The following is a 14,308-nucleotide window of genomic DNA, read 5'->3' on the forward strand; positions in this document are numbered from 1 at the left end:
CGCGTTCCACGGTAGGGCGGGGGGCTGACAACGCCCCTCGCTCAGTCACGGGGGCACGGTCACCGGCGTTCCGTCACAGGCTCGCTGTCCCGGGCGTTCCGTCACAGGCCCAGGTCGGCGGCCGTGAAGCGGTGGACATCGTCCGTCGAGAGGCCGTCGTCCGACCCCCGGAAGACCCAGAAGCTCTGCGTCCCGCCGTACGCGTCGCCGGGCGTGGCGGCGATCAGGTCGGCGTGTCCGTCGCCGTCGACGTCCAGCAGCGGGGGCCGCGAGTCGAAGCCGCGGAAGCCGCGCGCGTCGCGGGAGCCGGGCACGCCCGGGGTGTCCAGGTCGATGGCCCGCTCCCCGCTGTCCCCCTCCGCCTTGCCGCGCGCGGGGTCGTACTCGCCGCCCCCGTCGCCCTCGCCGCCCCCATCGCTACCGCCCCCCGGGGACCCGGGGAGCAGCGTGACGCGGCCCTTGTAGCGGTCCTCGCCGGGGCTGGACACGACCAGGTCGGGGCTTCCGTCGTCGTTGACGTCGCCGACCGCCGGGAGGGCGCCGAACCAGTCGTTGAACTGCGGGTCGCCCGGCACGCCGGGGCTCGCCTGGTCGACCGACAGGTCCTCGCGGCCCTCGCCCAGCCCCGACTTCGACCCATGGACGACGGTGAGCCGGCCCGACCGGTCGGGGTGCCCCTGCCCGCTGCCCTCGCCGGGCGCCAGCAGGTCGTCGATCCCGTCGTGGTCGGCGTCCCCGGCCCCGGGCAGGGTCGGGCCGTCCTGGGTGCCGAGGAGCGCGGCGAGGTGCTTCTCGGGCCGCTGGTGCCGCACCAGGCCCCGCGCGCCGCCCCGGTAGTAGGCGACCGGGGTGAGGTCCGGCGGGGCGGTGTCGTCCTGCTCGGCGTCGTACGAGTACGTCAGCACCACATCGGTCCGCCGGTCGCCGTCGAAGTCCCCGGTGGTGGCGCTCGCCGGGGCCGCGTAGCCGTGCTGGTCGGCGACGAAGTCCGCGGTACGGGCGGGGGTGCGGCCGCCGTCGCCGAACGGCCCGTACAGCACCCGCCCCTTCCCGGGCCCGGCCTGGTCGTCCCCGTCGCGCCCCGGCACGAGCAGGTCCGCCGCCCCGTCCCCGTCGAAGTCCCCGACGGCCTTGGCCTCCACACCGGCCACGGACAGCGTCCTGGGCCGCGCCAGCCCCTGCCGACCGCCGCGCAGCACGACCGTCTCGGGGGTCGGGGCCCCCGCCTTCCCGAAGGTGAGGCGCGCCGTCACCAGGTCGGTGTATCCGTCGCCGTCGAGGTCGGCGCGCAGCAGCGGCCCCTCGTACTGGCGGTGGTCCGACCGCTCGTCGAGGACGAGGCGCTTGCCCGGGTCGAGCCCGCGGGCCGAGCCGTAGACGACGGCCAGGCCGGGGCTCTGCGGGCTGCCGGACTTGGTCGGCGGGTGCACGAGGGTGGCGAAGTCGTCGTACCCGTCGCCGTTGAAGTCCCCCGAGGACTTGGCGACCAGACTCCTGGTGGCCGCCTTCCCCCGTCTCGACCCGTCGCCCTCCCCCTGATCCCCGGCGTCCGCGCAGCCGGACAGGAGCACGGCGGCGCAGACGGTCGCGGCGGCGGCGGGGGCGATCGGACGCACGGCGGTACCTCATGACGTCGGACGGATGGTTCCCGGATCATGGACTCACCGCGGCACGGCGCGGTTCCCACCGGGCTCTGCCGGGCCCTGCCGGGGCTCAGCCGGGCTCGGGTGCGTCCGGGGCGTCGAGGAGGGAGATGCCGACGGCGGTGGGGCTGTGGAGCGCCGTGTTGCGGTGCCGTACGGTGCGGATCAGGCCAGCCGAGCGCAGGACGGTGGTGTGTTCGCTGGCGCTCGAGCTCGCGATGCCGGTGCGGGCGGCGAGTTCCTTGGTCGAGCAGCCGGGGTGCTCCGCGATGGCCCGCAGCACGGCGGCGCGGGTCGGGCCCAGCAGGGCCGACAGCGCCGACCGTCCTCCTGCCCGTCCTCCTGACCGCCCTTCTGACCGCCCTTCTGACCGTCCTCCGGAGGGGAACAGCGGTGGCGAGTCGGAGGATCCCGCGCCGCCGAGGGGGTACCTCAGCACGGGCTGGGGCTGGGCGTCGATGTCGATGCTGGGGGCGTTCGGTCCGAAGACGGAGGGGACGAGCAGCGGTCCGCGGCCCTCGAGGTGCAGGTCGCCGTCGAAACCGCTGAGCATCGCGAGCTCCAGGACGGGTGGGTTCCAGCGGATGCGCGACGGGAGCAGCCCGGCGAGCAGCCCCTCGATGCCGCCGTCGAGCGCCTGCCGCACGCGCACCGCCCGGTCGGCCGCCGTGGCACTGGCGATCCGCTCCCAGGACGGGGCCAGCAGGACGTCGAAGGCGTGGTCCAGGCTGTCGCACAGCCGCCGCAGCAGATCGGGGTCGTCGGCAAGGCCCCGCGTCCACGGCGGCAGCGGGTGCCACTCGGCCACATGCGCCAGGTCCCGGCGGATCCGGGAGCGGGGCGTGCCACGCACCCGCTCCAGTAACTCCCGCACGCCGCCGGCTTCGGCCGGGGCCAGAAAGGTGGGCGCCCAGCCGCGGGGCGGAATCAGGTCCATGACCATGCGCGCGTCGGGCCGCAGCCGGGCGCGGGCACGGCTTCTCCAGGCTCCGAAGCGCACCGGATGGCCGCCCGTCTGCAGGGTCCGTACCGAGGAGCTCAGCTCCATGAGCGGCGGCGGGACCGGGGCGACCCGGGTGCGCGCGAGGTCCTCGACCGTGAAGTGAATGCGGTAGACCACGGTCCCCATCATTCGGTCCAGACCGAATGAGGTCGAGAGGCGCTGCGAAAGCCCCGAGAGTGGCCGGGGGCACCGCCGCGCAACCGGGCGTCCCGGAAAGCGCTTCTTGTGTCTACAGGACCTCTTGGGTCCACAGGCCCGGAACGTGATACAGGACCGGACAGTGACGAAACACCGTGTCGAGGGGACATCATGGACATCGCGACCATGACGACGGCGTGGCTGACGCCGGAAGAACGGTTCGGCTGGTGGCACGACATGACGGCTTCCACGCTGATCCCGACCGCCATGGGCAGCGACCGGGCGGCGGACTTCGAGGCCTCGGCCCGGGTCCTGAACCTGGGCGACGTCCAGGTCTCCGACATGGCCTACCCCATGCTGACCGTGGCCCGGACCCCACGGCTGATCCAGCGCGCCGACCCCGGCTATGTGCAGCTGTCGCTCACGCTCTCCGGGAACATGGGCTTGTCGCACCTCGGGAGGCAGGCCCTGCTCGGCTCCGGGGATCTGGCGGTGTACAGCTCGTCGGAGCCGTTCGACGGCTGGGCCGGCCCCGAGGGCGCGGCACCAGTCCGCCAGTTATTGCTGCATCTGCCCCGGGCGGCCCTTCCGCTGACCGGGGAGCAGGTGGACCGGATCGCGGGCACCCGCATACCCGGCGGCGAGGGATTCGCGGCGCTGCTCGTCCAGTTCCTCACGCACATCGCCCGCAATCCGCAGCAGTTCGGCCCCCAGGACGCGCCCCGGCTGGCCACCACCTTGATCGATCTGCTCTCCCACACCATCGCCCAGCGGCTCGACGCCCTCTCCGCCCTGCCGCCGGAGAGCCGGGAGCGCTCCCTGCTCCTCCAGGTCCAGGACTTCATCCGGGGCCACCTCCACGACCCGGGCCTCACCCCGGACGCCGTCGCCGCGGCCCACCACATCTCCACCCGCTCCCTGCACCGTCTCTTCCAGCGGCACGGCCTGACCGTGGCCGCCTGGATCCGGCTCCAGCGCCTCGAGAGCTGCCGCCGCGACCTGGCCGACCCCCGCCTCGCCGCCCGCCCGATCCAGGCCGTCGCCGCGCGGTGGGGGTTCTCCCGCCCCGCAGACTTCACCCGCGCCTTCCGCGCCGCCTACGGCGTGCCCCCGAGCGAATACCGCCGGCACCGCACTGCGGGCCACTGAGACCGCTGAGGGCCGCTGAGGGCCGCTGACAAGGCGGTCGCGGCGGCCGGGGCGCCGCCACCCGTACGGGTGAATGCGCGCGCCGTCTTGTTCCCTTCCCGGCACGGCCCCGGCACTCTGCTGCCTATTGCGGCATGGGGAGGGGTTTCGTGCTGTGACGACAACAGGGGTGCCCCACAGGAGCGTGCCGCGTCACGTCGCGTGCGTGATGGACGGTAACGGCAGATGGGCGGCGAGCAGGTCGCTGCCGCGTACGTCCGGCCATCGTGCGGCGGAAGCGACGGTGATCGACGTCATCGAGGCGGCCCGGACGGCGGGGGTGGAGTGGCTGAGTCTGTACGCCTTCTCCACCGAGAACTGGCGCCGCCCGGCCGGCGAGGTGGATTTCCTCATGCGGTTGGTGCGGCACGCGGTGCGCAAACACGCCCCGCTGCTGCATGCCCGGCGAATACGCTGCCGGTTCCTCGGCGTGACGGACTCCAGGGTCCCGGCGCCGCTGGCCCGGGACTTCGCCGACCTGATGACGCTGACCGGCGCCAATCGAGGCATGACATTGACCGTGGCGTTCGATCACGGCGGGCGTGGGGACATCGTCGAGGCAGCGCGGTCGCTCATCCGCAGCGGCGTGTCCGCCGACGCCGTCGACGAGGAGAACTTCGCCGCCCATCTCCCCTTTCCCGACACACCCGACGTGGATCTCGTCATCCGCACGTCCGGCGAACAGCGCATCTCCAATTTCATGCTCTGGCAGGTCGCCTATGCCGAATGGGTCTTCCCGCCCGTGCTCTGGCCCGACTTCCGGGCGACGCACTTCGTGGAATGCCTGCGCACCTTCCAGCAACGCGACCGCCGCTTCGGCGGCGTCACACCGAACGCGAATGGAGAAACCCGGCCGTGACCGACACCACCGGCAGCCACCCCGACGCCACCGCCCAGGAGCACCCCGTGGACGGCGACGCTCCCCTGTTCGGCCCGGGGTCGCAATTCCACCAGTTCTTCAACGATCCGCGCTGGGCGCTGGCCATGGTGCGGGCGACCGTGCTGGAGGCCGCCCATCCGCAGGTCGGGGCCGCTCTGATGGAAAGCTCGACGTTCGTGGTCCACCCCTGGCGGCGGCTGCGCAACACCTTCCTGAGCCTGCAGCGGATGTTCGGCGCCGACGACCAGGTACGTCAGCGGGAGGCGGCGCGGCTGAACCGACTGCACTCGCGGCTCAACGGCACCGACGCCCACCAGCGGCCCTACGACGCCATGGACCCCCACGTCCGGGCCTGGGTCGTGGCGACCCTGTTCGAAAGCACCGTCACCATGTGCCGGCTCAGCGGCCAGCCGCTCGAACAGCGCACCATGGAGCGCCTTTACGCCGAGTTCCAGGCGTACCTCGCGGTCATGGACGGGGAAGACGGCCGGCTGCCGGCCACCCTCCAGGAATTCTGGCCGTACTACGACCGCGTGGTCGAAGAGGAACTGGAGAACACCGAGGCGCTCCGCATCATCCTCTACAAGCTCTTCGACCACCTCCCGGCGCCCCCGGTGCTGGATGGCCTGCCCACCGTGTGGGCGGCCGGCCGGGCCCTCGCCGGCCCCCTCGTCGGCGCCATCACCGTGTCGTCCCTCCCGGAATCCTTCCGCCGCCGGGCGGGGCTGCCCGACATCCCCGGCGCCCGGACGCTCACGCAGAGCGCCTACCTGGCCATCGGCCTGGCACGCTTCCTGCCGGACAGCTGGACCCAGGCCGAAGGCCTGGTCAGCCTGCTCTTCGTTGCTCCCGACAGCGAAGACCCCCGCGCCAGGACGGTCACGGCGGTGCGCGACGGCATGAAGCGAGCCGGCGCCCTCCTCAGGCTGATCACGCCCCTCCCCGCCCAGCCCGACCCCGCCGAGGCGCCCGGGCCACAGCGCACCGCCGAGGAGTTCTTCCGCGACGTGCTGGACCAGACCGGCGACGGCTATCTGGACTGGCCCGACCTCGCCGCCATGGCCCGGGAGCTGTCCGGCCGCCTCGACCTGGACGAACCACAGGAGACCAGGCTCTACAACGCCTACGCCGAGTGGTGGAAAGAGCTGCAGACAGATCTCGACACCGATGGCGACGGCCGCATCAGCAAGGAGGAGTACGCCGCGGCCGTGCCCTCCCTCGCCGGACCCGCGCTGATCAAAGTCGCCGAAGTCCTCTTCGACGCCACCGACGCCGACGGCAACCAGTCCATCGACGCGGACGAGTACCGGGCCCTGTTCCGCACCGGCTTCCACCGGGACGTGGCCGACACCGACGGGAGCTACTCCCGCGCCGCGTTCGTCAGGGACTTCCTCTCCTTCATGTCGGGCCGGCAGAGGTCGAGCCCCTACGACCCGCTGCTCGCCGAGGCATGATGCGCGCCCCTGGCGACCGGCCGGACCGCTGTGCGCGCCGCGCCGTTACGGCGCGAGCAGCAGGCTGTCGCCGCGCTCCTTGGCCGCGGCGTACCGCTTGGCCACGTCCTGCCAGTTGACGACCTGCCACATGGCCTCGATGAAGTCGACCTTCTGGTTGCGGTACTGCAGGTAGAAGGCGTGCTCCCAGGCGTCGAAGACGAGGATGGGGGTGGAGCCCTGGCCGACGTTGCCCTGGTGGTCGTAGACCTGCTCGACGACCAGCCGCCCACTCAGCGGCTCATAGGCGAGCACGCCCCAGCCCGACCCCTGGGTGGTGGCCGACGCCTTGGACAGCTGCGCCTTGAAGCGGGCGAACGACCCGAAGGACTCGGCGATCGCGTCCGCCAGCTCCCCCACGCCGTCCTTCTCCAGCGGCTCGCCGCCGCCGTCGCCGGTCATGTTGTGCCAGTAGATCGAGTGCAGGATGTGCCCGGAGAGGTGGAAGGCCAGGTTCTTCTCCAGGCCGTTGATCGACCCCCATGACTCCTTGTCCCGCGCCTCCGCGAGCTGCTCCAGCGTGTCGTTCGCGCCCTTCACGTAGGCCGCGTGGTGCTTGTCGTGGTGCAGCTCGATGATCTCGGGGCTGATGACCGGGGCGAGTGCCGCGTAGTCGTAGGGGAGCTCCGGGAGCGTGTAAACCGCCATGTCCAGCATCCTCCGAAGTAATTGCAACTGATGTGCAACTGCACGCTAGCAGCAAGAGCGGCGCGGTGCGGATCAGGCGTTGGTCCTAGGCCCGGCGGTCACTGGCCGAGCCGTTCGGGGTGAAACCCCAGGCACACCCAGTCATGTATATTGATATACAGCGACGTATATACAAGGGGGCCGCCATGAGCCGTACCGTGATCGACCTGGATGACGAGGCACTGGAGGCCGCCGCCAAGGAACTCGGCACCACGACCAAGCGCGACACCATCAACACCGCCCTGCGGGAGGTCACGGCCCGCTACCGGCGACTCCGCGCCCTGGAAGAAGCCCGCGACCTGGTTGCCGAGGGCGCCCTGGACCTCGACCTCCTCCTCGACAAGAGCAAGTACCGGCCCACCGCCGCGCCGGACCGTGCCCCCGACGCGGGAGCGGATGAGTGACCGTCGCGGACTACCTGATCGACACCTCCGCCGTCGCCCGCGTCCTCCTCGGCCGGACGACGGCCGAGTGGGACGACAGGATCGGCGCGGGGCTCGTCGCCCTGTGCGACATCACAGAACTGGAAGTCCTCTACTCCGCACGCTCGGCGCCCGACCGGGAACGCGTGAAGCGCACCCTGAACGCCCACTACACCTGGTGCCCCATGCCCGACGGGATCTACCGACGCGCACGCGTCGTCCAGGAACTGCTCACCGCCAAGGGCGAGCATCGCAGCGCAGGCCCCGTCGACCTGCTGGTCGCCGCCGCGGCGGAAGAGGCGGGGCTGACGCTGCTCCACTACGACCGCGACTTCGAGACGATCGCCCGCGCGACCGGACAGCCAGCGCGGATGATCGACCTCAAGGACTGACCGGTCTCAACTCATCTGGTGGGGCGGGTGGGACTCGAACCCACGGCCGACGGATTATGAGCCCTTTGAGGATCTTGGCGGCCCTTGCCGATCAACGCCCGTTCATGACGTTTTTGCAGGTCAGAAGGGGTTAGCCATGACTCATCCCGGCCAGCGGACTGGAACGTTTCCAGTACGGGCCGTTTCCCCGGCGCTCAGCTCGGGCCGCAGCCCGCGTCGAAGCTATACCTGGTGTTGCCCGACCTGAGAAGGTACCGAAAGCGCCGCCAGAGGGCACCTGGCATCTGGAGTACGCCTGACCAGGGGCCCAACCTCGACGACGGGCTGACCGCCTCCCACGATTCGCTCAGCGATCGGTGCGAGGGGCACAATGCCAGTCAACCGAGCGGCAGACAGGGGGAGTTAGCGTGTCAACGCAACAGGTCTCGTACGCACTTGACGACGAGACCATTGTGCGATTCGAGATCGAGGAGGCGGACACCTTCCGACCGGTGGGGACGGAGGAAGTGGTGGGCAGGGTCCGCGAAGCCGTGCGGCCGGCAGTGGAGGCCGCACGCGCTGTCCTGGACCGAATACGGGAGGTGCGCCCCGCCGAGGTGGAGGTCAAGTTCGGCGTGAAAGCCAGCGGGACGGCGCAGTGGGTGGTGGCCAAGGCTGCCACCGAGGCGAACTTCGAGATCACCCTGGTCTGGCGACCGGACGAGACTTCGAACGCGGCCCCCGACAGCCCGTGAACGCGTCCCTGGGCACCGGTTCGCGCCCGGGCAACGACCCTTGGGTCGCGGCGGTGCACGCCGACGAGTATGACAACCGTCCCTTGGGGTCCGGGTTCCTCATCGACAGCCGGCGCGTGATGACCTGTGCCCATGTCGTCTGTGGCCCATGGGACAAGGGCGACCCTCTGTGGGTGGCCTTTCCCAAGTCCGAGCTACTCATGGACCGGCGGCTGCCGGTGAGCGAGGTGATCGCCCCGAGCCCGGAAAGCAAGCGGCACAGACAGGACGTCGCGATCCTGGTGCTCGCAGACAACGTTCCCGAGCCGACGGCACCTTTGCGCCGTCCCACCGGTGGAGACCTCGTGGGCGAGCCCTGGTGGTCCTTCGGTTTCCCCGACGACGTCTTCGGCAGTTCCTCCGCCGGGGAGGTGGGAGAGAACCTGGCTCACGGCTGGATCCGGCTGGACACCGCCTCGCGGTACCTGGTGCGCCCCGGCTACAGCGGCGCCGCCTTGTGGTCGCCCACCTATCAGGCGGTAGTCGGGATGGTGGGCCAGGCGAACAGCCGCGGCGATGCCCTTGCGCTGACGCTGTTCCGGGCAGACAAGTGCCTTCCTGAGGAGAAGTTGTCCGCCCTGACGGAGTGGTCGGCTCAAGACGCAGGTGAAAGCGCACTCGCCGCTTGGGGCTGGAGCCTGGAGGACGACCCCGAGGCCGGGCGGCACTGGAAACCGCGGGCACGCGGCGTCAGCACGGACGCGGAACGGGGTTTCCGGTTTCGCGGTCGCACCGCGGCCCTGACCGAGATCGTCGACTGGATCACCACCGATGAGGCACCCAGGCATGTCCTGGTGGTCACAGGGTCCCCCGGGGTGGGAAAGTCGGCCGTGCTCGGGCGGGTCGTGACGTCCGCCGACCCCGCCATCGCAGCGACTCTGCCCCCGGCGGACGTCAGCGTACGCGCCCCTCTGGGCTCGGTGTCCTGCGCTGTCCATGCCAAGGGCAAGACCGCGCTCGAAGTCGCCTGCGAGATTGCCCGCGCCGCGTCTGCGGCGATTCCGCAAGCTGTGAGCGATCTCGCTCCCGCCCTGCGTGCGGCGCTCACAGATGCCTCAGGGTCACCCTTCACCGTCGTCATCGACGCGCTCGACGAGGCCACCAGCGCCAAGCAGGCCCGGCTCATCGCCCGCCAGATCGCCGCTCTCCTCGCCGAAACATGCGCGGACCTGCACGTACGCGTCATGGTCGGCAGCAGGCGCCGAGACGATGAAGGAGACCTGCTCGCCGCCTTCGGCGATGCCGCACGCGTGATCGACCTGGACAACCCCGCGTACTTCGAGGAAGCCGATCTCGCGGCGTACGCGCAGGCAACACTGCAACTGCTCGGTGATGAGAGACCGGGCAATCCCTACGCCGACGACCGTGTGGCCCGCCCCGTCGCCGCCCGTATCGCCCGGCTGGCCGATGGCAACTTCCTGGTGGCGGGGCTGACCGCACGTACCCGCGGATTGCATGACGAGGTCGCGATGGCCCCGGCGGACATCTCGTTCAAACCCGCGGTCGCCCCGGCGCTGCACGACTACCTGGCACGGCTGCCCACGATCGACGGCATTGCCGCCAAAACGGTGCTCACTGCGCTCGCCTACGCCGAAGCCCCGGGGCTACCGCTCTCCCTCTGGGGCGTCGCCATCACGGCGCTGCACGGCACCTGCCCGACGGAGAGCCATCTGCGCGCGTTCGCGCGTTCCGCGGCGGCCAACTTCCTGATCGAGACTGGTGTCAACGACCAGGACGCCGGGGTCTTCCGTCTCTTTCACAAGGCACTCGACGACGCGCTCAAACAGCCCCGCGTCAAAATCGGAGCCGCGGAGGACGACGAGCGGGCTCTCACTCGCGCCTTCATCGCCCACGGACAGACCTGCGGCTGGGACAACGCACCTGCGTACCTCTTGCGTTCGCTGCCGCGGCACGCGCTGCGTGGCCGGGTCGTGGACGACCTGCTCGCCGACATGGCATACCCCCTCCACGCCGACCTGCGCCGGCTCATCCCGGTGGTGGGGCCGGCACAGACACCCGAGGGGCGAGGACCCGCGCTGATTCTTCGTCAGACGCCCCTGGCCATCGACGCCGGGCCTGCGGAGCGTGCGGCGCTGTTCAGCGTCACCGAAGCCCAGGAGGGGCTCGGCCGTACCTATCAGGAGCACGCGGCCGACAATCCCTATCGGGCCGCGTGGGCGCTGGTCACTCCGCAGGCCGAGGAGGCGGTCCTTGAGGGCCACACGGAAGAGGTCCGTGCCGTGTGCGGCCTCGTCGTCAGGGGACATTCCGTGCTCGCCAGCGCAGCCGAGGACGGCACTCTGCGTCTGTGGGATCCGGTTCTGGCCCGGGTGACACGAGTCCTGCAGCCCCGATTCGGCGGGATCAGGGCGCTGTGGAACTGCACGATCGACAATCACCCGCTCCTGGCCCTCGGCACCGGAGACGTGGTGCGCTTGTGGGATCCGGCGACAGAGACCGGTGCCAGGCAATTCCTTGCCCTGAAGGGACATGGCAGCACCGTGTACGACCTCTGCCAACTTCAGGCCGGGGACAGTACTTATCTGGCCACCGCCAGTGCCGACAAGACCGTACGTCTCTGGGATCCCACCACTGGAGACTGCGTACGGGTGATCAGGGGGCACACCGACTGGGTCAACGCCGTGTGCCGCATCCCGTCGCCCCACGGTGACCTACTCGCCTCGGCAGGCGTCGACGCGACCGTGCACCTCTGGAACCCGCTCTCGAGTGAGACGCCGCTGCGCGTGCTGACCGGGCACAAAGACGCGATCAACGCCATGTGCGCAATCGAGGTCGGCGGTCACGTGCTGCTGGCCACTGGCGGCTCGGACGCGACCATACGGCTATGGGACCCCGTGACAGGGGATGCCGTGCGGGCCCTCAGTCGCCGTGCGGAGCCTGTCCTCAGGCTGTGCCCGCTGGAGATGGAAGGCCAGTCACTGCTCGCCTGCACGACAGGCGATGCCATACAACTGTGGGATGTCGCGTCTGACGACACTGTCGTCACCCTGCGGGGGCACAGCGACGATATCGGGGCGCTGTGCACGCTCCCCGTTCACGAACGTACGCTCCTCGCGAGCGGTGGCCTCGACCACACGGTGCGCCTCTGGGACCCGGCAAGGGTGCAGGTCAAGGAAGCCCATGCCGTTCACGCAGTGTGCGCGGTATCCGTGGACGGACGCACTGTCCTGGTGACTGGTGGTGATGACGGCGTGCAGGTGCGAGACGTTGTCACAGGCCAAGCCGAACGGTCGCTGGAGGGCCCGAGCGACTGCGTGCGCGCCCTGTGTTCACTGGTCGTCGACGGCCGCACCCTCGTGGCCGCTGCCGACGATGACCACTCCGTCGTTCTGTGGGACCTGGGATCAGCGGATGTGTTCGGGGAGTACCGGGGACACGCGGCTGCTGTTCACGCCATCTGCTCTCTGACGGTAGACGGACTCACGCTTCTCGCCAGTGCCGGTGCCGACTGCACCGTGCGCGTGTGGGATCCCGAAAGAGCAGAGACCGTCCACACCCTGTGGCATCCCTTCGGTGTGTACGCGGTGTGCGCCGTCGATGTCGACGGAGTCCAACTTCTGGCTTCTGCCAGCGGTGGGCCTGACGGCCGCGTTCACCTGTGGAATCCCACGACTGGCGAACGCATCGGGCATCAGTGGCGCGCCTCGACGGCGGTTCTCGCCATGTGCTCCTTGCGTATCGGCAAGCAATCGGTCATCGCCGCCGCGACAATTGACGGCGAGACATGGCTCTGGGACGCCGCCACTGGGCAGTGTGTCCACGACCCTGAGGAGCCCGGACTACGCCATACCAGCGCGATCAACGCCCTCTGTGCCGTCGAACATGCTGGTCGTACGCTCCTGGTCACTGCGAGCAGCGACAGGACGGTGTGCCTATGGGACCCGAGCACCGCCACACGGGTCATGGAGGCCCCCGTCCGCCACGTGGCCTTGGGTGTGGCCTGGTGCGAGGGACTACTTGCCGTAGGCCTCGACCGAGGGCTGCAGGCCCTCACCATCGATCTGCCGTCCTGACCTCGCAGGCTCCCGATCGCTCGGCTGAGTCCTCTGGAAACCAGGAAGTCGCAGCCCGGAGGACCAAGGGACAGGCCACGCGCCAAGCGCCGATCCCTGACCTTGACACCCACCGTCGCCGCGGCAGGGTCCTGGTTCTCGAGAATCGTCGCTCCAGCTACCCGAGGACGTAGGTCTCATCACCAAAGTCAGCAACGACCTTCAATTTGCCGCCAAGGGCCTTCACATATGCAGCAAGGGTGTCGACCTCACTGCGGTCCAGCTGCCCCTTCTCGATCCGCGAAACCCGAGCTTGGGTGACCCCCATGGCCTTGGCGACCTCCACCTGGGTGGTGTGCTGCCGCTTGCGCAGCTCAGCCAGTCGGTGCACCCGGGAGGCAGTGATCATCACCTGCGCACCCTGCATGATCCGATCCTTCTCCGCATCGGTGAAGGCGAACTCCTCACTCAGGGCCTCCCAGGAGACGGCCTGCGGGTCCCTCAGGTGATCAGTCATCGCTTCGGGTCCTCTCTCCTTCGATTCGTTTCAGATGATCCTCGTACGCCTGCTCTGCCAGCGGTACTGCCACTCGGTACCAGCCGGACCAGTTACCCGCTTTGTCGCCGCCCACGAGGATCACAGCCTGCCGTTGCGGGTCGAACACGAACAGCAACCGCACCTCCGAGGCACCGGCCGAGCCGGGGCGAAGCTCCTTGATGTTGGGCAACGCCGAGCCCTTGATCGTGTCAACCAGAGGCCGCCCCAGGGCAGGGCCCTCTTCTTGTAACGCGGTGATGGCCTGACTGACCTGGATGAGGGTGTCGCGGTCGGTACGACGCAGGCTGTGGAGCCAAGTGAGAGCGGGTTCGACCACGACGATTTCCCAAGCCATCCGACCAACCTCCCACCTGCAGAATATTACACTCACAGCATACACCGTATGGGTAATATCAGCAGGGCTCCGTCGACCAGTCCTGTGCCTTGCCCGCTCATAGAGGGGGTAACCCAACTCCAGCGGCGGGCGGATCCAAGGCGCGGGCGGGCACTTGCCCGACCGGCAATCGCACCGCCCCGACCCCGCCGCCCACAGCCAGAGCAGCGTCGGCGCAGGCCCTCAGGCAGCCACTTCCGATTACCTGCGTCCCATCAGCGTCCCGAATTCGGCGTCCACCCGCTCGCACAGCCCGCCTGCGGCGGCTTGCCCCGGCAACGAACTCAGGCATCCGCCCAGGTCAGAGCGGCGCCAACCAACCCTGATGGCCACGGCGTCGAACTCGCGAGCAGCGGATTCAGTCCGTTGGCCCAAAGTCCTGAATCCGCACGCCTGCTGCGACGCATCCGCAGGTCAGAGACGCGCTGAGTGGGGCGGGTGGGACTCGAACCCACGGCCGACGGATTATGAGTCCGCTGCTCTAACCGGCTGAGCTACCGCCCCGTAACGGCGCGTCGCGAGCTTTCGCGTGCGCCGTCTGCCGCAGCATAGCCGCTCATACGATCTGTTGCTTCGGGGGGCCGGGGATGGGTGCCCCCATGCCCGCGCGCAGGGGGCGCGGGGCGGAGGGGGTGGGAAGGGTGGCAAGGGCGGGAAATGAAAAAGGACCCCGATGGGGTCCTCTCCCGCTGCTCCCCCGACTGGACTCGAACCAGTAACCCTCCGGTTAACAGCCGAGCCGAA

Annotated in this window: 12 protein-coding genes and 1 tRNA gene; 7 read left to right on the forward strand and 6 right to left on the reverse strand. The window is 69.8% G+C overall.

Features of this window, described 5'->3' with window-relative positions; genetic code table 11:
* Positions 1-101: 101 nt before the first annotated feature.
* Positions 102-1,616, reverse strand: coding sequence for an FG-GAP and VCBS repeat-containing protein (locus BBH68_RS04555; RefSeq protein WP_065958957.1), 1,515 nt, complete (start codon positions 1,614-1,616; stop codon positions 102-104).
* A 97-nt stretch (positions 1,617-1,713) separates the two neighbouring features.
* Positions 1,714-2,772: a winged helix-turn-helix domain-containing protein gene (locus BBH68_RS04560; RefSeq protein ID WP_245737885.1), complete on the reverse strand. Its 1,059-nt coding sequence runs from the start codon at positions 2,770-2,772 to the stop codon at positions 1,714-1,716.
* 183 nt (positions 2,773-2,955) lie between these two features.
* Here BBH68_RS04560 and BBH68_RS43955 point away from each other — a divergent pair, with 183 nt between their 5' ends.
* The 3 genes from BBH68_RS43955 (at position 2,956) to BBH68_RS04575 (ending at position 6,306) form a co-directional block, all read left to right on the forward strand.
* On the forward strand, positions 2,956-3,933 hold the full coding sequence (locus tag BBH68_RS43955) for an AraC-like ligand-binding domain-containing protein (protein WP_065958958.1): 978 nt from the start codon (positions 2,956-2,958) through the stop codon (positions 3,931-3,933).
* 154 nt (positions 3,934-4,087) lie between these two features.
* Positions 4,088-4,831, forward strand: coding sequence for a polyprenyl diphosphate synthase (uppS, locus tag BBH68_RS04570; protein WP_281182462.1), 744 nt, complete (start codon positions 4,088-4,090; stop codon positions 4,829-4,831).
* Positions 4,828-6,306 carry an oxygenase MpaB family protein gene (locus BBH68_RS04575; RefSeq protein ID WP_425428771.1) on the forward strand — a complete coding sequence of 493 codons (1,479 nt, stop codon included), beginning with the start codon at positions 4,828-4,830 and terminating at the stop codon, positions 6,304-6,306. The genes uppS and BBH68_RS04575 overlap by 4 nt, the downstream gene beginning before the upstream one ends.
* A 45-nt stretch (positions 6,307-6,351) precedes the next feature.
* Here BBH68_RS04575 and BBH68_RS04580 read toward each other — a convergent pair whose 3' ends face one another.
* The gene (locus BBH68_RS04580; protein WP_065958985.1) at positions 6,352-6,993 is read right to left on the reverse strand and encodes a superoxide dismutase; all 642 of its coding nucleotides are present in this window, start codon (positions 6,991-6,993) and stop codon (positions 6,352-6,354) included.
* A 185-nt stretch (positions 6,994-7,178) separates the two neighbouring features.
* On the opposite strand from BBH68_RS04580, the gene BBH68_RS04585 reads away from it, so the two are divergent.
* From BBH68_RS04585 to BBH68_RS04600, 4 genes are all read left to right on the forward strand, one after another.
* A complete protein-coding gene (locus tag BBH68_RS04585; RefSeq protein WP_065958960.1) occupies positions 7,179-7,436 on the forward strand; it encodes a type II toxin-antitoxin system VapB family antitoxin in 258 nt (85 codons plus the stop codon).
* Entirely contained in the window at positions 7,433-7,846 is a 414-nt protein-coding gene (locus tag BBH68_RS04590; RefSeq protein ID WP_065958961.1) for a PIN domain nuclease, read from the forward strand. Before BBH68_RS04585 ends, BBH68_RS04590 begins: the two co-directional genes overlap by 4 nt.
* A 407-nt stretch (positions 7,847-8,253) precedes the next feature.
* A complete protein-coding gene (locus tag BBH68_RS04595; protein WP_065958962.1) occupies positions 8,254-8,580 on the forward strand; it encodes a CU044_2847 family protein in 327 nt (108 codons plus the stop codon).
* Positions 8,577-12,653, forward strand: a complete 4,077-nt coding sequence (locus tag BBH68_RS04600; RefSeq protein WP_107500862.1) for a trypsin-like peptidase domain-containing protein — start codon at positions 8,577-8,579, stop codon at positions 12,651-12,653. Before BBH68_RS04595 ends, BBH68_RS04600 begins: the two co-directional genes overlap by 4 nt.
* 157 nt (positions 12,654-12,810) lie before the next feature.
* Here the strand turns inward: BBH68_RS04600 and BBH68_RS04605 are convergent, their stop codons facing one another.
* The 3 genes from BBH68_RS04605 to BBH68_RS04615 all read right to left on the reverse strand — a co-directional run bounded on the left by BBH68_RS04605 (position 12,811) and on the right by BBH68_RS04615 (position 14,068).
* Entirely contained in the window at positions 12,811-13,149 is a 339-nt protein-coding gene (locus BBH68_RS04605) for a helix-turn-helix domain-containing protein (RefSeq protein WP_065958963.1), read from the reverse strand.
* Positions 13,142-13,525: a type II toxin-antitoxin system RelE/ParE family toxin gene (locus BBH68_RS04610; protein ID WP_065958964.1), complete on the reverse strand. Its 384-nt coding sequence runs from the start codon at positions 13,523-13,525 to the stop codon at positions 13,142-13,144. The genes BBH68_RS04605 and BBH68_RS04610 overlap by 8 nt, the downstream gene beginning before the upstream one ends.
* Before the next feature lie 469 nt (positions 13,526-13,994).
* Positions 13,995-14,068 (reverse strand) — tRNA-Ile (locus tag BBH68_RS04615).
* Positions 14,069-14,308 lie beyond the last annotated feature (240 nt).

This window comes from Streptomyces sparsogenes (assembly GCF_001704635.1).
GTDB lineage: Bacteria > Actinomycetota > Actinomycetes > Streptomycetales > Streptomycetaceae > Streptomyces > Streptomyces sparsogenes.

Bases quoted from the DNA above. Each gene is read 5' to 3' on its own strand.
- BBH68_RS04560 (WP_245737885.1), bottom strand. From the start codon at position 2,772: ATGGGGACCGTGGTCTACCGCATTCACTTCACGGTCGAGGACCTCGCG.
- BBH68_RS43955 (WP_065958958.1), top strand. From the start codon at position 2,956: ATGGACATCGCGACCATGACGACGGCGTGGCTGACGCCGGAAGAACGG.
- BBH68_RS04580 (WP_065958985.1), bottom strand. From the start codon at position 6,993: ATGGCGGTTTACACGCTCCCGGAGCTCCCCTACGACTACGCGGCACTC.
- BBH68_RS04585 (WP_065958960.1), top strand. From the start codon at position 7,179: ATGAGCCGTACCGTGATCGACCTGGATGACGAGGCACTGGAGGCCGCC.
- BBH68_RS04605 (WP_065958963.1), bottom strand. From the start codon at position 13,149: ATGACTGATCACCTGAGGGACCCGCAGGCCGTCTCCTGGGAGGCCCTG.
- BBH68_RS04610 (WP_065958964.1), bottom strand. From the start codon at position 13,525: ATGGCTTGGGAAATCGTCGTGGTCGAACCCGCTCTCACTTGGCTCCAC.